At 67.3% G+C, this 20,949-nt stretch carries 19 protein-coding genes and 1 tRNA gene; 3 read left to right on the top strand and 17 right to left on the bottom strand.

Annotation, left to right across the window (positions count from 1 at the left end; translation table 11 throughout):
- Complete coding sequence (selA, locus tag AB0N75_RS08675; protein WP_364648048.1) at positions 1–1,332, bottom strand: L-seryl-tRNA(Sec) selenium transferase; 1,332 nt, start codon at positions 1,330–1,332, stop codon at positions 1–3.
- A 38-nt stretch (positions 1,333–1,370) separates the two neighbouring features.
- A tRNA-Sec gene (locus AB0N75_RS08670) sits at positions 1,371–1,465 on the bottom strand.
- Between the two features lie 41 nt (positions 1,466–1,506).
- Between AB0N75_RS08670 and selD the strand changes: the two genes are divergently transcribed.
- On the top strand, positions 1,507–2,520 hold the full coding sequence (gene selD, locus AB0N75_RS08665; RefSeq protein ID WP_364648045.1) for a selenide, water dikinase SelD: 1,014 nt from the start codon (positions 1,507–1,509) through the stop codon (positions 2,518–2,520).
- 13 nt (positions 2,521–2,533) lie between these two features.
- Here the strand turns inward: selD and nrfD are convergent, their stop codons facing one another.
- The 4 genes from nrfD to AB0N75_RS08645 form a co-directional block, all read right to left on the bottom strand.
- A complete protein-coding gene (nrfD, locus tag AB0N75_RS08660) occupies positions 2,534–3,613 on the bottom strand; it encodes an NrfD/PsrC family molybdoenzyme membrane anchor subunit (RefSeq protein ID WP_364648042.1) in 1,080 nt (359 codons plus the stop codon).
- Entirely contained in the window at positions 3,610–4,623 is a 1,014-nt protein-coding gene (locus tag AB0N75_RS08655; RefSeq protein WP_364648039.1) for a 4Fe-4S dicluster domain-containing protein, read from the bottom strand. The genes nrfD and AB0N75_RS08655 overlap by 4 nt, the downstream gene beginning before the upstream one ends.
- Positions 4,624–7,929, bottom strand: coding sequence for a formate dehydrogenase (gene fdh / locus AB0N75_RS08650; RefSeq protein ID WP_364648036.1), 3,306 nt, complete (start codon positions 7,927–7,929; stop codon positions 4,624–4,626).
- A 137-nt stretch (positions 7,930–8,066) separates the two neighbouring features.
- Entirely contained in the window at positions 8,067–8,435 is a 369-nt protein-coding gene (locus AB0N75_RS08645) for a DUF1801 domain-containing protein (protein WP_364648033.1), read from the bottom strand.
- Positions 8,436–8,645: 210 nt separating this feature from the next.
- On the opposite strand from AB0N75_RS08645, the gene AB0N75_RS08640 reads away from it, so the two are divergent.
- Positions 8,646–10,088 carry an amino acid permease gene (locus AB0N75_RS08640; RefSeq protein WP_364648030.1) on the top strand — a complete coding sequence of 481 codons (1,443 nt, stop codon included), beginning with the start codon at positions 8,646–8,648 and terminating at the stop codon, positions 10,086–10,088.
- 77 nt (positions 10,089–10,165) lie between these two features.
- On the opposite strand, the gene AB0N75_RS08635 is transcribed toward AB0N75_RS08640, so the two are convergent.
- Genes AB0N75_RS08635 through AB0N75_RS08625 form a run of 3 tightly spaced genes read right to left on the bottom strand, consistent with a single transcriptional unit; the run spans position 10,166 to position 13,134 of the window.
- Positions 10,166–10,909, bottom strand: coding sequence for an ABC transporter ATP-binding protein (locus AB0N75_RS08635; RefSeq protein ID WP_364648027.1), 744 nt, complete (start codon positions 10,907–10,909; stop codon positions 10,166–10,168).
- Positions 10,902–12,011, bottom strand: coding sequence for an iron ABC transporter permease (locus AB0N75_RS08630; protein ID WP_364648024.1), 1,110 nt, complete (start codon positions 12,009–12,011; stop codon positions 10,902–10,904). Before AB0N75_RS08630 ends, AB0N75_RS08635 begins: the two co-directional genes overlap by 8 nt.
- Complete coding sequence (locus tag AB0N75_RS08625; RefSeq protein WP_364648021.1) at positions 12,001–13,134, bottom strand: ABC transporter substrate-binding protein; 1,134 nt, start codon at positions 13,132–13,134, stop codon at positions 12,001–12,003. Before AB0N75_RS08625 ends, AB0N75_RS08630 begins: the two co-directional genes overlap by 11 nt.
- A 196-nt stretch (positions 13,135–13,330) precedes the next feature.
- Here AB0N75_RS08625 and AB0N75_RS08620 point away from each other — a divergent pair, with 196 nt between their 5' ends.
- The gene (locus tag AB0N75_RS08620; RefSeq protein ID WP_364648018.1) at positions 13,331–14,104 is read left to right on the top strand and encodes a DUF6390 family protein; all 774 of its coding nucleotides are present in this window, start codon (positions 13,331–13,333) and stop codon (positions 14,102–14,104) included.
- A 51-nt stretch (positions 14,105–14,155) separates the two neighbouring features.
- Here the strand turns inward: AB0N75_RS08620 and AB0N75_RS08615 are convergent, their stop codons facing one another.
- The 8 genes from AB0N75_RS08615 to AB0N75_RS08580 all read right to left on the bottom strand — a co-directional run bounded on the left by AB0N75_RS08615 (position 14,156) and on the right by AB0N75_RS08580 (position 20,927).
- Positions 14,156–14,512, bottom strand: coding sequence for a hypothetical protein (locus tag AB0N75_RS08615; protein ID WP_364648015.1), 357 nt, complete (start codon positions 14,510–14,512; stop codon positions 14,156–14,158).
- 64 nt (positions 14,513–14,576) lie between these two features.
- Positions 14,577–14,834, bottom strand: coding sequence for a HypC/HybG/HupF family hydrogenase formation chaperone (locus AB0N75_RS08610; protein WP_364648013.1), 258 nt, complete (start codon positions 14,832–14,834; stop codon positions 14,577–14,579).
- A 12-nt stretch (positions 14,835–14,846) separates the two neighbouring features.
- Complete coding sequence (locus AB0N75_RS08605) at positions 14,847–15,389, bottom strand: hydrogenase maturation protease (RefSeq protein WP_364648010.1); 543 nt, start codon at positions 15,387–15,389, stop codon at positions 14,847–14,849.
- A gap of 112 nt (positions 15,390–15,501) precedes the next feature.
- On the bottom strand, positions 15,502–16,950 hold the full coding sequence (locus AB0N75_RS08600) for a hypothetical protein (protein WP_364648007.1): 1,449 nt from the start codon (positions 16,948–16,950) through the stop codon (positions 15,502–15,504).
- A complete protein-coding gene (locus AB0N75_RS08595) occupies positions 16,947–17,603 on the bottom strand; it encodes a DUF6084 family protein (RefSeq protein ID WP_364648004.1) in 657 nt (218 codons plus the stop codon). Before AB0N75_RS08595 ends, AB0N75_RS08600 begins: the two co-directional genes overlap by 4 nt.
- On the bottom strand, positions 17,600–18,256 hold the full coding sequence (locus tag AB0N75_RS08590) for a DUF5947 family protein (protein ID WP_364648001.1): 657 nt from the start codon (positions 18,254–18,256) through the stop codon (positions 17,600–17,602). The genes AB0N75_RS08595 and AB0N75_RS08590 overlap by 4 nt, the downstream gene beginning before the upstream one ends.
- Before the next feature lies 1 nt (position 18,257).
- Positions 18,258–19,187, bottom strand: coding sequence for a NifU family protein (locus AB0N75_RS08585; protein ID WP_364647999.1), 930 nt, complete (start codon positions 19,185–19,187; stop codon positions 18,258–18,260).
- Between the two features lie 6 nt (positions 19,188–19,193).
- A complete protein-coding gene (locus AB0N75_RS08580) occupies positions 19,194–20,927 on the bottom strand; it encodes a nickel-dependent hydrogenase large subunit (RefSeq protein ID WP_364647996.1) in 1,734 nt (577 codons plus the stop codon).
- Positions 20,928–20,949 lie beyond the last annotated feature (22 nt).

The raw sequence follows: 20,949 nt of genomic DNA, 5'->3' as shown, positions 1-20,949 counted from the left end.
TCAGGAGCCTGCGGCTCTCGGCCCGCCATCAACGTGGGCAAGGGCAGCGCGGACGGCGGCAGCCAGCCGCTCGTCGTCGGCCTCTGGGACGCAGCGCAGGTCGATCAGACAGGCACCGCCATGGACCCGTGGCAACACCACCGGGTCCCCCGTGCGCAGCGGCCGGGCGACACGTTCGGAGAGTTGGACTGCCCAGCCCGGCAGCGGAACCCCGGGCGCTCCGCCGCCCCCGACCCTGCCGTCATGCTCGACCGCCCGGCCCCCGGTGGCGGCCGCCAAGCGTTCCGCGCGCTCCCGGAGCCGGGTGGGGTCGGCGTGCAGCGCGGCCGTCACCGGCGTCGGTCCGCCGCAGATGGTCGCTTCCAATGCGGCCAGCGTGAGCTTGTCCGCCCGCACCGCCCGCGCCAATGGATGGCGGGTCAGCCGGGCCATCGCCTCGGAACGGCCCAAGGCCAGTCCTGCCTGGGGGCCGCCCAAAAGTTTGTCCCCGCTGGCGATGACGACGTCGGCACCTGCGGCCAGCGCGCCCGAGATGTCCGGTTCCCCGGGCAGCATCGGGTCCGGTGCGAGCAGGCCGCTGCCGAGATCCACCACCAGGGGAACCCGATGTTCGTCGGCCAGGGCGCGCAGTTGGCCAATGCCGACGCCAGAGGTGAACCCGCTGACCCGGAAATTGCTGGGGTGCACCTTGAGCAGGCAGCCGGTTTGCGGGCCGATCGCCGCAGCGTAATCCGCCAGGTGCGTCCGGTTGGTGGTCCCTACTTCGCGCAAGCGGGCACCGGTCGATTCAATCAGTTCGGGAAGCCTGAACCCGGCCCCGATCTCCACGAGCTCACCGCGGCTGATCACCACTTCGCCGGCGCCGGCGAGCGCGGTGGTGGCCAGTACCAGGGCCGCCGCGCCGTTGTTCACCACCAGGGCTTCTTCGGCAGCCGGACAGGCCTCCAGCAAAGCTTGCCTTGCGCCGTCCCCGCGCCGTGATCGCCCGCCGCTGGGCAAGTCCATTTCGACGTCCACATAACCTGCCGCCGAGAGAAGAGCCTGCCGGGCGGAACCGGAGAGCGGAGCGCGTCCCAGATTCGTATGCACGATGACCCCGGTGGCGTTGAGTACGGGCCTGAGCGAGGAGGCTGCGCGGGATGCTACCGCGGACAAGAGCCTCGCTTCTACGTCGCCCGGGGCAAGGTCGCCGCGGCGCGCCTGTTCCTGAACGTCGCGCACCGTAGAACGGATCACGTCGTCGCCGAGCCGGCTGCGTGCGAGGCGAAGTTCCGGATGGGCGAGCAGTTGGTCGGTGCGCGGAATCTGCCGGCGCGGGTCGTTCTGGCCCACGGCCCCTCCTTCCCCGCGTCACCAACAACTGCAGCAGCTGGCGGAAGCGGACGGGAATCGAACCCGCCAGACCGAGGTACTCGGTCTCACCGGTTTTGAAGACCGGGGGGCCCACCAGGACCCGGACGCCTCCAAGTGCATGCTAACACCGGCCACCGCTCCTATGCTGGACCCATGAACGCGATCACCGGCGCGATGGAAGAACCTGCGGAAGCCGTCCGGCTCACAACGTACGCGCACGGCGGAGGCTGTGCTTGCAAGATTCCGCCCGGTGAACTCGAGGACGTGGTCCGCGGCCTGACCGGCCAGACCGACCCTGGAGTCCTCGTCGGGCTGGACGATGGCGACGATGCATCCGCCGTGCAGGTGGGCAAGGATCTTGCGGTGCTTTCGACGGCGGACTTCTTCACTCCCGTGGTGGATGATGCCTATGACTGGGGCCGGATCGCGGCGGCGAACGCCCTCTCGGATATCTATGCCATGGGCGGGCGTCCGATCAGCGCGATCAACCTGGTCGGTTGGCCCCGCGGCGTCCTGCCGATGGAACTACTGACCGAAGTGCTGCGAGGCGGGCTGGATGTGGCCTCGGAGGCAGCGTGTCCGGTGACCGGCGGGCACTCGGTCGACGACCCGGAACCGAAGTACGGGATGGCGGTGACCGGAATCGCCGCACCCGGACAGCTCCTGCGCAACGACGCCGCCGAGCCCGGGCTGCCGATCACGCTGACCAAGCCGATCGGCCTGGGCCTGCTGAACAACCGGCACAAGCAGACCGGTGAGGTCTTCGACGAGGCGATCGCCGTGATGACCCAGCTGAACCGGGATGCCGCAGACGCGGCGCTGCGCAGTGGGGTCCGCGCGGCAACCGACGTCACCGGGTTCGGCCTGCTCGGCCACCTCTACAAGATGTGCCGCGCGTCAAGCGTGGGGGCGGTGATCGACCGCGCTGCGGTGCCCCTCGTCGCCGGGGCACGGGAAGCGCTCCGGGATGGCTACATCTCCGGAGGCACCCGGCGCAACCTCGACTGGGTGCGCCCGCATCTGCGCACGGGAGTAGGCATCACCGAAGAGGACCTGCTGATGCTGGCCGATGCACAGACCTCCGGCGGCCTGCTCGTGGTCGGCGAGCTGCCCGGGCACCCCGTCATCGGGCAGACCGTTGCCGGCTCGGGGATCGACGTACGGTAGCCGTCCCGGCTCATCAGGCGGTCGTGATCGAATCGCCGACGACGCCGGCTTTCCGCCGCTCCGCGAGCCGCCTCTTCTGTGGTTCGATCGTGTACCGGGGGTCCTCGGTCGAACGGATACCGGCACGCAGAACTCCGAACCGGGTCAGCGCCGAGGCGCTCAGCAGCGCCATGCCGCAGGCCGCCGCCGCCGGCCGGTGCCGGCCGGCAGCCAGGACGCCGATGCCACCGGCCACGGCCAACCGCTGACTCCACGCAAGCATTCGCCCGGGAGCACCCTCACGAAGGGGTTCTGCGGCCACCGGGTCCATCCGGCTCTCCATCACCCGGAAGGCGATCACATCAGCGGCTACGCCCAGGACCGCGAGCGCGCGGGCTGGCCCCGCTTCGCGGACGGGCGTGGTGACCATGGCAAGACCGGCCGCGGCAAGGCTGGCGGAACCCACGAAGACGAAGGGCAGATCTTCGCGCGCCGCGTTCCACGTCGGGTTGGCGGTGTCCGACAACAGGACGGCGGTGTACGCGGAAAGCGGGGTCGCAAACAACGCCGCCTCCAACCCCGCCGGCCCCTCCATCGCGCGCAGCAGCCTGCGCAGCGGGCCCAGCGGGAGCCGTGATCCGGTTAGGCGGTCGATTTCGGATGCCGCCGAGATTCCCACACCGGTGCTGAACGCCGCGAGGATCCAGGAGCCAAGGCTCATCGGAGACGTGGGCTTGATGGTGCGCAGCATGTTGAGGAAGCGTTCCGGCCGGCCCAAATCGGCTACCAACGCGGCAGCACCAATCCCCACGGACGCAAGGGCGGCCAGCCGGCTGTTGCGGCACAGCACCGGCCGGCCCGTGAGCTGCCCACCGAGTCCCAGCAGCGCCGAGCCGCCGGCCACTCCGCCCAGAAAGAGGTAGGCGCCGATCGGGTCGCCCCACGGCGGCGGTTTGACCACTGGCCGGCCGTAGTAGGAGGCGAACTCCGGCTCCGGCACCATCGGCATTTCGCCTGAGCCATCCCCTGTTCCAGCGCGCCGGCGCTTGCCTCCGCGCCTGGACCGGCGTGGCGGTTCGGGCGGCCGGTAGTTGTCGAAGTCGGAGACGGTCAAGAGCGGCCTCCAGCCACGAAGGCCGCAGCGGCCGCCGCCAGCATGCCGGCCGCAGCGAGTCCCGCCCGCTTGAACATCCGAGGCAAGTCCGCGGTGGGAACGCGCGGGTCTGGCGGCAGACCGTACACCTCCGGCTCATCCAGCAGCAGGAACACGGAACCAGTGCCACCGACTCCATCGGCGTCGTTGGCCCCGTAGAGGCGCGCCTCGGTCAGTCCCTGTGCATGCAGTTCGGCAACCCGCTGTTTCGCAGTGCTCACCATCTCCTCGCGCTCGCCGTACTTGATCGACGTCGTCGGGCATGCCTGGGCACACGCCGGCGTCTGGCCATCAACCATCCGGTCGTAGCACAGGGTGCATTTCTGGGCGACGCCTACGTTGCGGGTCGGTGCCTGCTCCCCCGGGGTGAAGTCGCGCTGCCCCTTTACGCCCGCGGTTCCATCGCTGCGCCGCTCGATGACGCCGAACGGGCACCCGGCCACGCAGGTGCCGCACCCGTTGCAGACATCGTCCTGCACCACAACAGTGCCGTGCTCGGTGCGGAACAGCGCACCGGTCGGGCACACGTCGAGGCACCCGGCGTTGGTGCAGTGCTTGCACACATCGGAGGACATCAGCCACCTGAAGTCGGGCGTATCGGGGTGCCTCGTGTCGGGCGGCGTCGCATCCGGGACGGACGGCTTCCCCGCGGCACCGGAGTTTCCCGGCGGTCCGAGGCCCGGCATGCCGAGGCTGACGAGCGCCCGTCCGGAGGCGCGCGCCTGTTCGATGTGCTCGCGGTCCTGCTCGATGAAGGCGACATGGCGCCAGGTGTCGGCTCCCAGCGCGCCGGTGTTGTCATAGGAGGACTCGAGGAGTTCGTACTCCGAATCGTGGGGGTTGCGGTTCCATTCCTTGCAGGCCACTTCGCACGCTTTGCAGCCGATGCAGATCGAGGTGTCGGTGAAGAAGCCCTTGCGCGGGTGTCCCGTGTGCGGAATGTGTCCGGGAGCTTCGGTCAGCTTGTTCATTTAGCCTTCCCTCGTCGAGTCGTCGCCCAACGCGCGGTTGGGGTCGGTGACCTTGTCGCTGCCGGTCTCGGTCGTTACCCCGGCGCGGGCTTGATAGTCCGCAACCAAGGAGAGCAGTTCCGGTCCCTGCGGCCGCCGGCCCGGACGGATGTCGCATGATCCGGCCTTGGACTCCTGGATCTGCACATTCGGATCCAAGGTCACCCCCAGCAGGTCGTTGGCAGCGTCGCCGCTGACGACGGCGTCACCGCCGACTCCCCAGTGGTAAGGAAGCCCGATCTGGTGCATCGTGCGACCGCCCACCACCAACGGCCGCATCCGCTCGGTGACCAACACCTTGGCCTCAATGGCGGCCCGGGGGGAGATGATGGTTGCCCATCCGTAGGGTTCCAATCCACGTTCGGCCGCCAATTCCGGCGACACCTCGCAGAACATCTCCGGCTGAAGCTCGGAGAGGTACGGCAGCCACCGGCTCATCCCGCCGGCTGTGTGGTGTTCGGTCAAGCGGTACGTGGTGAAGACGTACGGGTAGATGTCCCACCCGGGTGTGCCCGCGCTGGGCGCACTGAGGTTGTCTTCGCGCGGATAGATCAGTCGCGCGGGGTTCTGCTGCTGCCGGTAGAGCGGGTTCGCCACCGGGGACTCCTGCGGCTCATAGTGCGTCGGCAGCGGGCCGTCCACCATGCCCTTCGGCGCGAACAGCCATCCCTTACCGTCGGCCTGCATGATGAACGGGTCATCCCCGGCCAGCGCGGCCGCGCCGCCCAGGGATAGATCCGGACGGCTCCCCGGAGCGCGGTCCACGGGGAAATCGGGGACGTCCTCGCCGGTCCACCGGTTCTGCTCCTGATCCCACCAGATGTACTTCTTGCGTTCGCTCCAGGGCTTGCCCTCGGGGTCCGCCGAGGCACGGTTGTAAAGGATGCGCCGGTTGGCCGGCCAGGCCCAGCCCCATTCGGCGGCGACCGGCCCTTGTTCCTGACCCGGCTTCCGGTCCGCGGCGTGGTTGATGCCGTCCGCGTAGACGCCGGTGTAGATCCAGCATCCGCCCGACGTCGAGCCGTCGGGCCGCATCTCGGTGTACGACGAAAGGGGCTGGCCTGCTTTGGGACCTGTGAGATGCCGGCCGTTGATCTCGGCGAGCACCGCCTCGCCGTCAGGTTCGCCATTCTCATCGGTGGGATAGTCCCAGGTCAGATCCAGCAGCGGCCGGTCCCGTTCATCGGTCGAATCCGCCAGCTTGGCCCGGAGCCGCTTGCCCAGCTCGTAGAAGAACTGCAGTTCGCTCTGGCAGTCCCCCGGCGGCCGGACCGCCTGGTGCCGCCATTGCAGCAGCCGCTGGGTCTGCGTGAAGGAGCCGGCCTTTTCCACATGGGTCGCGGCCGGCAAGAAGAAGACCTCGGTGCCGATGTCCTCGGTGCGCAGCTCGCCCGAGGCGATCTCCGGACCGTCCTTCCACCAGGTGGCCGACTCGATCAGGTTGAGGTCGCGCACCACCAGCCATTTCAGGTGGGACATGCCCAGGCGCTGCATCCTGCCGTTGGCGGACCCGATGGCGGGATTCTGGCCAAAGATGAAGTAGCCCTCCACCTCGTCATCGAGCATGCTCATCACGGTCTGGTACGTCCCGTGCGGGCCATTGATCCGGGGCAGGTAGCCGTAGCCCCAGTCCGAGTCTTCGTTGGCCGCGTCGCCCCACCAGGCCTTGAGCAAGCTGATGGTGTAGGCGTCCGCGTCTGCCCAGAAGCCCTTCTGCTCCGGGGACGCGATGCCTTCGCAGTATTCGCGCAGCGTCTCAATGCCGGCCTTCGGCATCGGGAGGTATCCGGGTAGCAGGTTGAACAGCGTGGGGATGTCGGTGGAACCTTGGATGCTGGCATGGCCGCGCAGCGCCATGATTCCACCGCCTGGCCGCCCCACGTTGCCCAACAACAGCTGCAGGATCGCCGCGGTCCGGATGAACTGAGCGCCCACCGTGTGCTGGGTCCAGCCGACGGCATACGCAAAGCAGGTGGTCCGGTCGCGGCCGGAGTTCTCCGTGACGGCCCGCGCGAGGTAGTCGAAATCCTCGAGGGAGAAGCCGCAGGCGTCCCGGACCATTTCCGGGGTGTAGCGCGAGTAATGGCGTTTCAGGATCTGGAACACCGTGCGCGGATGCTCAAGGGTCAGATCCTGCTCGAAATCCGGGCGCCCCAGGGGCGGGCCGCCGCTGCCGTATTGATCGCCGGCGGCCCGGGCGGCGGTATCGGCGCCATGTTCGTGTCCGAGTTCTGCCGCTTCTTCTGCCTCTGGCTTCCGCTCGTAAGCCCAGGAAGCCAGGTTGTAGTGGCCCGTCTCCGGATCGAATCCGGAGAACAGCCCTTCCAAGTCCTCGGTGTCACGGAAGTCTTCGCCCACCAGCGTTGCCGCGTTCGTATAGGCAAGAACGTATTCCTTGAACCACAGATCATTGCTGATCACATGGTTGATCAGGGCACCCAGAAGGACGATGTCCGATCCGGCGCGGATCGGGACGTGTTTGTCGGCCACCGCACTGGTCCGGGTGAACCGCGGATCCACGTGGATGATCTTCGCGCCGCGCGCCTTGGCCTCCGTCACCCACTGGTAGCCGACGGGATGGCACTCGGCCATGTTAGAGCCCTGGATAACAATGCAGTCGGCATTGGCCATGTCCTGGAGCGATTGCGTCGCTCCCCCGCGCCCAAAGGAGGTTCCCAAACTGGGAACCGTGGCGGAGTGTCAAATGCGTGCTTGGTTTTCGAGCTGAATGGCCCCCGCTGCGGTGAAGAGCTTCTTGATCAGATAGTTCTCTTCGTTGTCCAGGGTTGCCCCGCCCAGGCCCGCGATGCCCATGGTCCGCCGGAGCGGCCGGCCGTGCTCATCGTTTTGCTGCCAGTGGTTCCGGCGTGCGGCGAGGAACCTCTCGGCCACCATCTCGACGGCGGTGTCCAGGTCAAGGTGCTGCCAATCCTTGGCATGGGGCGCCCGATACAGCACCTGCGTCTGCCTGCTCGGTGCATTGACCAACTGCTCGCTGGCGGATCCCTTGGGGCAGAGCCGGCCCCGGGAGATCGGCGAATCCGGGTCGCCTTCAATCTGGACAACCTTCTCGTCCTTGACGAAAACACGCTGGCCGCATCCCACCGCACAGTAGGGGCACACGCTTTGCACCACGCGGTCAGCGGTGGACGTCCGGGGAGCGATGTCGCGGGTTCGTGGCGACGTGACAGCCTCGCCCCGCCCGAGTGAATCACTCGACCGGAGCTGCCGTACAACGGGCCACTCCAAGTAGCTGAACCGCGACATGCGCCCACCCTAACCCAAACGATGCACGGACAACAGGGGTACGACGGCGGGAAGCCGACCGGCGTCGTAGACCCGTCAGCGGGTGCAGGATGAGACGTTCCGGGGAACCTCGGGACGCCGCCGTAAGCACTGCGTGCCTACATCCATAGGACACCGTCGTCCCGGAATTCCCGGATGCGGTAGGCAATCATTCGCCCGAGCAGTTCCGCGGGAACGGGTTGCTTGTAGGGAAGCTGAACCGACCCCTTCCCTGTTCGAAAATCGGTCAGTTCGTCCGCGAACGCCGCTCGGGTGCTCGGCGTGAAAACGAAGTTCGCGTGCTGCCGGTAACCGGCAAAAACAAACATGATGGTGCCGTCGAGAGAGTACGCCGGAGAACCCCATTTCAGGGCCTCTGAGGCTTCGGATACCTGCGTGCGGCTCAGCGCCCGCAGCTCGAGCAGAACCTCACGGGCGTCTTCGGGGAACGCGGCCAGGTATTCGTCTACGGTCTTCGGCTTGCCCACAGTTTGACGCTACCGCCGCCGTGTTCCGGATCCAAGCACGGTTCGGGACCTCCGGCGGGGCGCCGAAAATTTCCACCTGAGGACCGGCAAACTATTCCCTGCGGGCAGTGGGCGGTCCATACTCGAACACGTACAGGGCATCCGCACGGCGGAGCCGCCCCTTGCACAGGGTTCCGGCGGCAGATGCAGGCTCGAACATCGGAGTCCGGCATGTCCATCTGGAGCGGTTCCCAATCAATCCTCAGGCGCAAGCCGATCACAGAGATGGTGGAGGAGAGCGGGGAAAGCCATCTTTCCAAAAGCCTGGGCCTGTGGCAGCTGACCGCGATCGGCGTCGGCGGAATCATCGGCATCGGCATCTTCACACTGGCCGGGCTGGTGGCCAACGGCGGCCCCGACGCGCCGCCGGTCGGCCCGGCGGTGCTCATTTCTTTCCTCATCGCCGGCTTAGCCAGCGCGGCGGCCGCACTCTCATATGCAGAATTTGCGGGCATGATCCCGTTTGCCGGCTCCGCCTACACCTATGGCTATGTTGCCCTCGGGGAGCTCATCGGATGGTTTATCGGCTGGGATCTGTTGCTGGAATATACGGCCATCGTCGCCGTCGTCGCCATCGGCATCTCTGGCTATTTCAGCGCCTTTATGGAGGGCATCGGCGTCACCGTGCCGGCCTGGATGCAGGGCACCGGCGACACGGTCGAGGGCGGCGTGATCAACCTGCCGGCCATTGTGGTCTGCCTATTGATTGCCTGGATCCTCAGCCGCGGGACCCGCACCTTCGGCCGGTTCGAACTGATAGCGGTGGGGCTGAAGATCGCGCTGATCCTCTTCATCATCGGGCTGGGCTTCTTCTATGTGAACCCGGACAACTACACCCCGTTCATGCCCTCCGGATTCGGCCCGGTGCTGGCCGGGGCAGCCACCGTCTTCTTCGCCGTCTTCGGCTATGACGCGATGAGCACGGCGGCGGAGGAATCCGTCGACGGCAAGAAGTACATGCCCAAGGCGATCCTGCTGTCGCTGGGCATCGCGATGACCCTCTATGTGCTGGCCACCCTGGTGCTGACCGGCATGCAGAACTATTCGGATATCAGTCCCACCGCGGGGTTTGCGTCGGCCTTCGAGTCGGTCGGGCTGCCGGCCGTGGCCACGATCATTTCCGCCTTCGCCGTGATCTCGATCCTGACCGTAATGCTCACCTTCCTGCTGGGCGTGACCCGGGTGTGGTTCTCGATGAGCCGCGACGGGCTGCTGCCGTCCTGGTTCGCGGCGACGGACCGGCACGGCACGCCGCAGCGGGTGACCTGGATCGCCGGCATCGCGGCAGCGCTGCTGGCAGGAGTGTTCCCCATCCGGGCCGTGGCGGACCTGACCAACATCGGCATCCTGGCCGCCTTCGTGGTGGTCAGCATCGCCGTGATCGTGCTGCGGCGCACCCGGCCGGACGTGCCGCGGACCTTCCGGCTGCCGCTGATGCCGGTGGTTCCTGCCTTCGGCGTCTTCGCCTCCTTGTTCCTGATGTTCCAACTGCACTGGGAAACCTGGCTGCGCTTTGTGGTCTGGCTGATCATCGGCCTGATTATCTACATGTTCTACAGCCGCAAGCACTCGCTGATGAACCCGGACAGCCCGCGCCACCGGGCCGTGCAGTGAGCCGGTTGCCCGGAACTGCCCTTTGGCTGTGGCTGCCCGGCAGTTCGGCCCATTTGGCCGATCGGTACGGGTAGGGGTCAAAGCCCTCCGTAGTGGACAACGATGGTGCGCTGTTGCGTGTCTCCGTCGGAGTACAGGAGCGTGCTGACCGGAACGCCGTACAGCGCGGAGAGTTCCCTGTCGGTGAGCAACTCTTCCGCCGTCCCGGTTGTCGGCCCGGATCCGCCCATCAGGACGACCCGATCCGCCAGATACAGCGCGTGGTCGGGGTGGTGCGTGCTCAGCAGTACGGTCATGCCGTCGGAGCACAGTTCGCGCAGCAGCGTCAGGATGCGGGCCTGATTCTTCAGGTCCAGCCCGGTGGCGGGCTCGTCGAGGATCAGGACGGGGCAGCCGGTGGCGATGGCGCGGGCGAGCAGGACCAGTTGCTGCTCGCCGCCGCTCAGGGTGGGAAACAGCCGGTCCTGCAGTTCAGCGATGCCGATCCGGTCCATCGCTTCCAGCGCCGCCGCTCGGTCCGCCGGTCCGGGTGAGCGGAAAAAGCGGACCTGCCGGGCCCGCCCCATCAGCACCATTTCCAGTGCGGGGTAGGCGAAAGCGCTCCCATGCGCCTGCGGCACGTAGCCGGCGTCTCCGTCCCGGCGGACGGCGCCCTCCACCGGAGACAGCAAGCCGGCAGCGCAGCGCACCAGTGTCGTCTTTCCGCTGCCGTTAGGCCCCAGCACCGCCGTCGCGGTGCCGGCGTTGACTTGGAAGCTGACGCCGCGGAATGTCCATTCCCGCGGGCTGTAGCCGAACCCTACGCCGTCGAGCTCAAGCACTGTCCCAGATCCTGTCCCGGTTTTGGCGCAGGAGGAGGAAGAACACCGGCGCGCCGATCAGGGCGGTGAGCACTCCGAGCGGAATCTCCCCGGCCGTCAGCGTCCGGGCGATGGTGTCGATCACGATGAGGTAGGTTCCGCCGAGCAGGAACGACACCGGCAGCAGCACCCGGTGGTCGGGCCCCACCCACATCCTGGCCACATGCGGGATCACCAGACCCACCCAACTGACCGCCCCACTGACGGCGACGGCGCCTGCCACCATCAGCGCGACGGCCACCAGCACCACCCAGCGCAGGGTCGCGGGTCGCAGCCCCAGCGCGGCAGCGTCGTCGTCGCCCAGGGAGAGCACGTTGATCCGCCAGCGCAGCACCAACAGCACGGTGGTGCCGAGCAGGACAGGGATCGCCGCCACCAGGACCTTCGCGAAGGTCGCGGATGCAACGCTGCCGAGCAGCCAGAAGACAATCGCGGGCAGTGTGGTGTTCGGATCCGCGATGTAGGTGATGAAGGCGACGAGCGCGGAGAAGAAGGAGCCGATGACTACCCCGCCAAGCACGATCATCAGCAGCGGCGTCCCGCCGCGCCCGGAGGTGATCAGGAAGAGCATGACGAGGGCCAATAGACCAAAGACGAACGCGCCGCTGACAAGCAGCAGTGACCCCAAACCGAGAAGCAGGGCCAGAGCGCCGCCAAAGGATGCGCCGGACGACACCCCGATGATCTCGGGACTGACCAGCGGGTTACGGAAGATAGCCTGGAGGGCAGCGCCGCCGATGGACAGCCCGGCCCCCACCAACAGCGCGAGCAGGACCCGCGGCAGCCGCACCAAGACAACCACGCTTTCTTCCGTGGCGCTGACGTCGGGGCCGGCGGGGAAAAATTGGGCGGCCAGAATCTGCGCCACATGCCAGAGCGGGACGTTGTAGCGGCCCACCGCCAGCGCCACCAGGCAGACGACCGTCAGCAGGCCGGCGGAGACGGCGATCGGGGTGAAGATGGACGGGCCGCCGGGGCGCTCACGCCGGTCCCGGCGGAGCGGGGAACGGCGAGCCGCCTTTCGCCGTTTTTTCGACCGTGGATGGGCCGCCTCATCCAGCATTGAACTGCTGATAGTCGGCGGATTGGCGGTTCTGCTCGGTCCAGAGGATCCGATCGAGGTCCGCGTTGGTGGGCCGGTAGTTGTAGAGCATCCGGTAGTAGTCGGCTACTTTGCCGCGCAAGCCGGACTGCTCCTGCGGGAAGGCGATGCCGCTCAGCCAGTGCCACATGAGCGGCGATTCCTGGCCTGGTGGATCCCAGCGATAGCCGCCGAGCGGTACCTTGTAGACCCGCCGGGACTGGACCGCTGCGACGTTCTTCCAGACCGGATCGTTGTAGACGTCCTGCGGCATGGCGCCGTCGAAATTACCCAGCAGGATGACCTCCGGGTCCCAGCTCAGGACCTGTTCCACGTCCAGTCCCACCATCCCGGTACCAGGCAGGGCGTCCTCGCCGGTGGCGGGATTGCTGCCGCCTACCAGCTTGATGTAGAAGTCGTTGTAGGTCTTGGCGGCCGCGGCTTTGAGTCCGCCCTCAAACCGGTTGAAGTACAGGATGCTGGGGCCGGGGCCGCTGCGCCCGGCCGCGAGTTCCTTGACCTCGGCGAGTTCCCGGTCGCTGTGCTCCTTGATCTCTGTGGCCCGTTCGGGCTTCCCGAGCATGGCGGAAAACATGGCGATCCACGCGTCCACGTCCTCCTGCGTGCCGTTGTTGACCAAACCGACCACTTTCAACCCTGCGTTTTCCAAGGGGGCCACCAGCTGGGCATCGCTCCATTGGATGACGACGTCGGGGTCCAGCGCCCGTACGCTCTCGACGTTGGGCGTGAAATCCTGTGTGGCGATCTCATGTGGAAGCTGAAGGGCCTGGGGGAACATCGTGCCGAGGATGCCGTCGCGCATGGCGACCCAGGATGCGTTGTGCATGGCGGCCAGATGGTCTGCGCCGCCGTCCACCGCCACCAGCAGTGAGGCGGCCGGCATGGGGATGGTCACCACACGGGTGACCGGCCGGTCGAAAGAGATGGTCCGGCCCTGTTGGTCACGGAAGCTGATGCCTGCAGACGTACTGCCTTCGGTCTGTGCCGGTGCCGTGCGGCCGGCACCGCAGCCGGCTAGAAAGGCGACGCCGCCGCCCAGTCCGATGACCTGCAGGATTGACCGGCGGTTGATTTCAGCGTTCATGGGTACGCTCCCCGGATGCTGTCGCCTTGCGCCGTTGCGGGCATCAGGGATGCTGAGGCCGCGGCGCTTCAGTGTAAACAGCATCGCCCTCGGGATCAGGCCTGTCAACGACTCGACGGGGCCCGTCCATGTTCCTTGCCGGTGTGTCAACCCCGGTGCTACCGTCAAAACACGCATCAGCGGAAGGTGGCACATCATGGTCATCGACGGCGCCCAGTTGTTTGTCCGTTACGCTTACCCGCCCAATTCCCGGGGCAGCTGCGGTCCACCGGACAGCGACGCGCTTCTCCACTACGGACAGACGGGTGTGACCGATCAGGGGCTCCGGGAACTCGCGAAAGGTTTCGCCGGCGCCTACCCGTACCTGGAGCTGATCGCCGGAGCGAACGGCATCCCGGATCCATTGGACCGCCGCGTTGTCGAGGCCTATTGGGTGGGCAATGACCTGTTGGATTCCGTGGGGATTCGGAACATGGGCAATTCCATGGAGGACCGCTTCCGCGCTCGGACCGGCCAACAGTTCCCGCACTTGGTGGAAGGGGTCCTCGCCGGCGGCGTTCCCCACCACAGCTTCCATGTCCTCGAGATTTACCCGTGGCTGGGCCTGCTGCGTGACGAGCGGCGGTACGCCACCGCGCTCACCGTGCTGGACCGCTGCCGGATCCGCTGGGGACAGGTCCGCGGCCTTGCGGGCGACGAGGCCGTGGTCAGCTCGCCTCAGCTGGTCTGGAACGGTACGTTTCTCTCCGTCGGCGAACCGGTGGTCGAGACCGCGAAATACGCCGTGGCGGGGACGGGTTTCGTGGAGACGCTCAACGTCGGCGATGTCGTCTCCCTCCATTGGGACTGGGTGTGTGATGTCCTGACCCCGCGAGGTCTGCGGCAACTGCAGCACTTCACCGCCCGGCACCTGGACATCGCCAACAAGGGCGTCGAGCATCGGGGCGCGGCGATCGCGCTCGAACATTAGCTCCCGGGAGCCTTAGCCTCGGGAACGTTGCCCCGGGCGGGCAACCAAGGACTACGGCGCCTGTGGCGCGGCCTCCCCCGAGGCCTCATCGGTGTCGACCCCGCTGGAATCGCGGGGCGTTGACGTGCCCGTCGGGCGTCCGGATGCACCCTGGGTCCCGGTGTCTTCCCGGCCCGGCTCTTTGCCGTCCTGCCCGGCCACTTCTTCGCCGCCGCGGGTCATGCTCGTGCCGACTCCTTCCGGAGCCATCCTGGCGTCGTCGGGAGTCTCCTCCTGGCCGGGTTGCTCCGGTTCTTTCGCCGGAGGTTCGCTACCCCAGGCGCGGGCTGCGCCCTTGTTGTCGTTGCCCTGCCGGTCGGTCTCGTGTTCCCGCTGTTCACCGGTCTCGGACGGGTGGTCCTCTGACATGGTCTCCTCCTCAAATAGTCGGTGCTGGAATGAACAGTGCTGTTCGAATTCCAGCAATCGCGGTCTAGGGCAATCTGCCGCCGGGATCCCGCTCTTGCCCCATCAATTCGAGGCCGTTCATCGCCTCCTCCGCGCCCTCTGCATCCACCCGTTCCAAGGCGAAGCCCATGTGGATCAGGATCCAGCTGCCGACTTCGGGTGGGCCGTCGTCCAGCAGCCCAATGTTGATTTTCCGCTCCGCGCCGGCAACATCCACGAGGGCGAGCTGGCCTCCGTAACCTTCAATGAGCCCGATGACCCGCCCCGGTATTCCTAGGCACATGGCGGTACCTCCTTAGCTGGGATGGGGAACGTTGTCTTCGAGGAGCGTGACGACGACGGCCATCGCCTTCGGCACAGCGGCAGCGACCGCCGGCGAGAGCCCGATGCCTTCCGTCGTATCGGCCGGCACGCAGCCGACGACGTAAGTTGGCGGCAGTGTGCCGCCAAGTGAACGCAGCCGGTTCAACACCGCGGCGGGATCCATGCCATGAGGATCCAGCGGCCCTGCTTCCGCGAGGTCTTCGGCACCGACGCGAAGGACCCGGATGCTTCCCGGTTGTGCATCGTGCGCATCGGGAGGGACGGTATCCACCAGGACCAGCGCGTCCACCCCGGCCAGCAGGTCGTAGGCCAGATGCATCCCCCGGATTCCATAGTCGACCACTTGCACTCCGGGCCGCTGACCGGCCGCGGCTGCGCTCAGGCGCCGGGCGACCTCCGGACCGAAGCCGTCGTCGCGCAGGAACATGTTGCCGACGCCGGCCACCAGGGTCCGTCCGGTGAGGTCCGCGGCGGTGCCGCCGACGGCTGGGCGCGGTTGGAACCGGGTCTTCACATCCGGCTCACCTTCAGGTAGCGCCGGATGTCCGGGAGCGACCGCAGCCCGACGTAGACGAGGCCGAGCGCGACGGCGGATAGCAGGCCCGTGGCCACCATGCCTACAGCTCTCATGATTGGTTGTCCCTTCCGTGCTGGGTTTCGGTCAGTCCGCCGGACGGGGCCGGATCAAGAGGCTCCAGTTCGTCCGGCGCGTAGTAGAAGGAACGGCCGTAGCCCTCGTGCAGGTCGGCTGCGGGGTCCTCTTCGAAGACCAGGCCGACATGAGTGCTGCCGTCGACGTCAAAATGGACGCTGGTGACCCTCGCCGACTGGCCGGCGAAGAAGAGATCCTGCGCATCTGCCCGCCGGCCCGGTTTCACCCGCACCCGGCTGCCGCGGGCGACCGGAACGCTTCCGATCAGCACGGCGTCCTCGTCGGGATGGACGCTGGCGTCCGCCGCGGGATCCCACCACGGGAGGCTCCCGGGTCCGCTGTTGTGCGCGGATCCGGCCGCCGGTTCTTCGGTGAGCGTCGGGAAGGCCGGGGCGTGGGGATCGCGCAGGACGCCGTGCAGCTGCTGCAGTTCCTCGGGCGACATCGCGGCGCAGCGATCGATCACCGCTGCCGCCCGCGGATCGGTGGCGCGGGCCTCTGCCTTTTCCTCGTCCGTCAAGGTCAGCACCCGCAGGGTGAGAATCTCGTCGATCTCCGTCGAGTCATACAGTTCCACCGAGCTTTCCGGCGCGATGGCGGGGTGGTCGTAGAGGATGATGGGCGAGATGAGCAGCACGTCGGTCTGGCCTTCGGGTCCGGCGAGGACCGGCCAGCAGCGGTGCTGCGTGCAGGATTGCGCCGCGGCTGCTGCCGCTTCCGGCGGGTCGAGCAGGGAGAGGAAATCCCCGTCCTGCAGGGTCAGCAGGGCGTGGGTTCCGATGAAGGAGGAGGCGATCGCATCCTGTTTGTCTGCGCCTCCGGGCATGTCCGTAGCAGGACCGAGGTTTTCCGCGGTGACGCGCAGCCGAACGATTCCGTCGCCGTGTGGCGTAGCGGTCAGCCTGACCTCTCCACGGAGCCGACGACGGCGCCGCTCCAGCCGCCCGGCGATCTGCCCCACGCTGTCGGTGAGCAGCTCTGTGTCCCGGCCGGCCGGCACGTCGACCGGCAGCGCCAGCCCGCCTCCCTGCGGGCCGGCCAGATCCGCCAACGTGAACGGGCCCAAGGCAATTTCCTGCTCCACGGCTTCATCCCAGGTCAGCCACTGGGTGGCACCCAGGATGAGCTGTCCGACGGCCCTGAACGCGCCGTCGTCGCACTTTTCCTCCACGGTACGGGTCTGCAGCTGGAGGAAGCGCAAGTGCACCTCCAGCGCTGCGTTCCGGCCGGCCGTGAGCAGGCAGTCCGCGGACAGGTACGGTTCCTCACCGACCCCCGCCGCCGCGGCGCCGGGCGGGCCGAGGATACCGAACTGCCAGCGTGCCTGGTTCTTCCGGGACGATGCGCGGTACGGGTAGAGCAGGTACCCCTCGTAGAGGACTGCATCGGCGACGGCGCGGGCCAGGCTCAGTCCCATGTTCATCGCGGCGGCTCACCCATAACGTCTGCGGTGGCGCCGGCCAGCAGTGCCTGAATGGTTGCCTCCCACGAGGTAAGGCCCCGGACTGCCTTGAAATGGGCCAACGATGCGAGCACCTCGCGGTCCAGCCGGAGCCAGCCGGTGTTGGGGAAGTGCAGGTCCATGAGCCGGCGCCAGGCCTCCACCGGCAGCTGGTGGGAGGCCTCGAGGTCCCACGGAACCTGTTCCACCGTGAACCCGGTTTGGCCCTTGGTGAAGACGGTGCCGGAGAACAGCAATTCCAGCGGGATCATGCCCTCCTGCAGGGCGTTCAGGTATTTGGACGCCGCGACCTCGAAATCGAAGGTGCAAGGAAGCGGCAGCTCAACCTCGGTGCTGTCGGTAAAGCCCTGCACGAGGGCGCTGCACTGCAGCCACAGGAAAGACTTAAGCGTCGAGGGCCAGCGGCCGCGCTCGCCGAAGAGATCCAGCAGCCCCGGTTCCTCGCCCGGGCCGTAGCCGCGCCGCTGCGGCAGAATGCGGACCTGGCAGCGCAGCGCGATCGCATGGACGACGGCGCCGCTGGACTCGGTGACCCGCAGCCGGGCCGTCAGCTGGGGTGCCGCCGAGTAGGGCTCGGGCTGGATATCGAGGACCGTGAAGGACAAGTCGGTCACGGCAACTCCCCCGGCCCGGCGCCGCCCCGGTCCTCCTCGCGCACCGGCCGGCACCGGCTCTGGACCTGCTCGAAGAACATCCTGAGCTGCTCTCGGGACTGCTGGCCGCCGTCGAACCCGCGCCACACACGGCGCAGCTGGCCCACCAGTTCGTAGCAGGCGTCCACCGGAACCAGATAGCACTCCGCCTGTGCCCGCTCGGGTCCCGGACCGCGGATCAGCAGCGCCTCCGTATCAGCGGCCGCGACGGACAGGTGCGGATTGCGCGCTAACACCGCTCCCCATGCCTCCAGCGAAAGTTCTGATTCGGTGGCTCCCGCGGGGCCCGGATAGAACGCGACCGTGCGCTCCAACTTGGAACTGTGGAAGAAGAAGGCCAGACCCACCGGGATTTCGAGCTCCTCCCACTGGCCGGGGCCGAGCTCGAAGTCGGGGAAGGAAAGGTAGCGGTCGGGGACGGCGCGGTAGCGGAGCCAGGCGGAGGCGTCAGTGAAGAGCAGGTAGCACGGGCGGCAGGTGCACAGCATGCCGCGGCTTTCCACATCGACCACATGCTGGTGTTGCTCCGCGATGGGCTCGCCGCACATTTCGCAGCGCGCACCGGGCTCGGTCCGTTTGGTGGCCGCGATCTTGCGCAGCAGCGCAATATCCATCTCAGCCCCCGTGACCGGCGGACACCGGGACGGCCACGCACATCACGCCGCCGCGGCTCAGCAGCGGCAGCGGATCCAGATGCATGGCCTTGTCCTCCAGACAGGCGCCGGCCTGCCGCACGTCGAAGTGGCTGCGGCAGGACGGGCAGCGCAGCAGGCCGCCGCCGACCGGTGCCGCGAGTGCCCGCTGCAGCGTAGCGCCTTCCAGCGAGCGGGTGCAGCGCGGGCAGTAGTCGCGGTAGGCGTACACGTCCTGCCCGGTCCGGCAGGCCAGCAGGGAATAGCCGCCGATCTGGAAGCCCGCCACCTCCCCGGGTTCAAGCTCGGCCAGTTGGGGCAACGGTTCCCAGGAGCCCGCCGGCTGGTCGCCGGAACCATCGGGTTCCCGGTTCAGCCGGACCAGCAGTGCGTCCACGGGGATCACGGCCGGCGAGGCGGCGGCCCTTTCGGCCTCGACCACCTCGATCGCGGCCACTTCCGGGGCGGCGGCTTCAATCGCGTCCTCCACCGCGTACTTGAGGGTAACGGACGACGACGGGCAGCCCTGGCAGGTGCCCAGCAGGCGCAGCCGCACCACGCCGTCGTCGTTGATTTCCAGCAGTTCCACGTCGCCGCCGTGTGAGCCGAGGTAGGGCCGGACGCTGTCCAATGCGGCGGCAACCCGGGTCTGCAGATCCTGCGGGTGCAGCCCGTGGATGAGCAGCACAGCGGACACCAGCTCATCCGCGGTCAGCGCCTGCATGGTGGCGGGATCAAGCACGCCGCGCTCCCTGAGGATTTCCAGCAGCCGTTCCAGCCCCGCCCCGTACAGGTCAGCCACCTCGCGGACCAGATCCTCCGCGCGCCCGCGGGCGACGGCGCCGCCGGCCCCGAGCGCGTCCAGCAGAGTCCCGATGCGGTCACCGATCTGGCGTGTCTCCCCGGCTGGCATGGCGGGTCACTCGCCGGTCATCGTCTGGGTTGGCGAGTGCAGTTTGTCCAGGGTCTGTCCCTTGCCCAGGTACATGTGGACACCGCAGGGCAGGCACGGGTCGAAGCTACGCACCGTGCGCATGATGTCGATCCCCTTGAAATGCTCGCGGTCGTTCTCCTCGAAGATGGGCTGCCCCTGGACCGCGTCCTCGTACGGCCCGGAAATGCCCTGGGAATCCGTGGGGCTCGCGTTCCACGGGGTCGGCGGGTACGGGTGGTAGTTGGCGATCTTGCCGTCGCGGATCACCATGTGGTGCGACAGCACGCCGCGCACGGCCTCGGTGAAGCCGCAACTGAAGGCCTCGTCCGGGACTTCGAAGGTTTCCCAGGTCTTGGTCCTGCCGGCGCGGATCTCTTCGAGCGCCTGCTCGGCGAAATGCAGTGCGGCTGCGGCGGCGTAGGCCTGGAAGTATGTCCGGGCCCGGTTGCGCTCCAGCGTGTTGCTCCACTGCGGGGTGTGCCACTCGAAGGATACCGGCCCCTTCAGCGCGGTCTTGGGCAGGTTGATCTGCACGCTGTGGCCGGTGGCCTTGATGTAGCCGATGTCGACCAGCCCTGCGAGCGCCGTCGACCAGAGCCGGGCCAGCGGGCCGCCGCCGGTGTCCAGGGCGAGGTTGTCCGTGCCGTCGAACCAGCGCGGGGACATGACCCAGCTGTACTTCTCCGACAGGTCGCGCTTCTGCGGCTTCGGGTTGGTGTGCTGGTTCCATGGGTGCCGGCGGTCCACCGGGTTTCCCAGCGGATCCCGCGTCACGAACATCTCCTGGCCCTCCCAGTCCTCGTAGTACGAGGAACCGAGCATGATCCGTATTCCGAGGTTGATCCGCACGAGATCGGTGGTTACCAGATTTCCGTCCACCACGACGCCGGGAGTCACGAACATCTTCCGGCCCCAGTCGGTCATGTCCTTGTACTCGAAATTGCAGACCTCCGGGTCCTGGAAGGCACCCCAGCAGCCGAGCAGGGTGCGCCGCAGGCCCACCTGCTCGTAGCCCGGCAGGGCCTCGTAGAAGAAGTCGAAGAGGTCGTCATGCATCGGCACAACCTTCTTCATGAACTCGACGTAGCGCATCAGCCGGGTGATGTAGTCGGTCATGAGTTGGATGGTCGCCACCGTGCCGACGCCACCTGGGTACAGCGTCGACGGGTGGACGTGGCGTCCCTCCATCAGGCAGAACATTTCACGCGTGAGCCGGCTGACCTGCAGGGCCTCCCGGTAGAACTCGCCGGTGAACGGGTTCAAGGAGCGCATGATGTCCGCGATCGTCCGGTAGCCATGGTCGGCTTCGTGCGGGGCGCGGGTGTTCTCCGCCTTCGCCAGCACGCCGGGGTTGGTTTCGGAGACCATCTTTTCGCAGTAGTCCACGCCGACGAGGTTCTCCTGGAAGATGTTGTGGTCGAACATGTACTCGGCAGCTTCGCCGAGGTTCACGATCCACTCGCCCAGATTCGGAGGTTTGACCCCGTAGGCCATGTTCTGGGCATAGCAGGAGCAGGTGGCATGGTTGTCGCCGCAGATGCCGCAGATCCGGCTGGTGATGAAGTGGGCGTCGCGGGGATCCTTGCCTTTCATGAACAACGAGTAGCCGCGGAAGATCGAGGACGTGCTGCGGCACTCGACAACCTGGTTGTTCTCGAAATCAATCTTGGTGTAGATGCCGAGGCTGCCGACGATCCGGGTGATGGGGTCCCATGCCATCTCCACAAGGTTGTTGCCGCCG

The sequence above is a fragment of the Arthrobacter sp. NPDC089319 genome, assembly GCF_040684925.1.
Lineage (GTDB): Bacteria > Actinomycetota > Actinomycetes > Actinomycetales > Micrococcaceae > Crystallibacter.
Note: the sequence above shows the minus strand (reverse complement) of the source record. Positions and strands in the feature narration are given on the sequence as shown.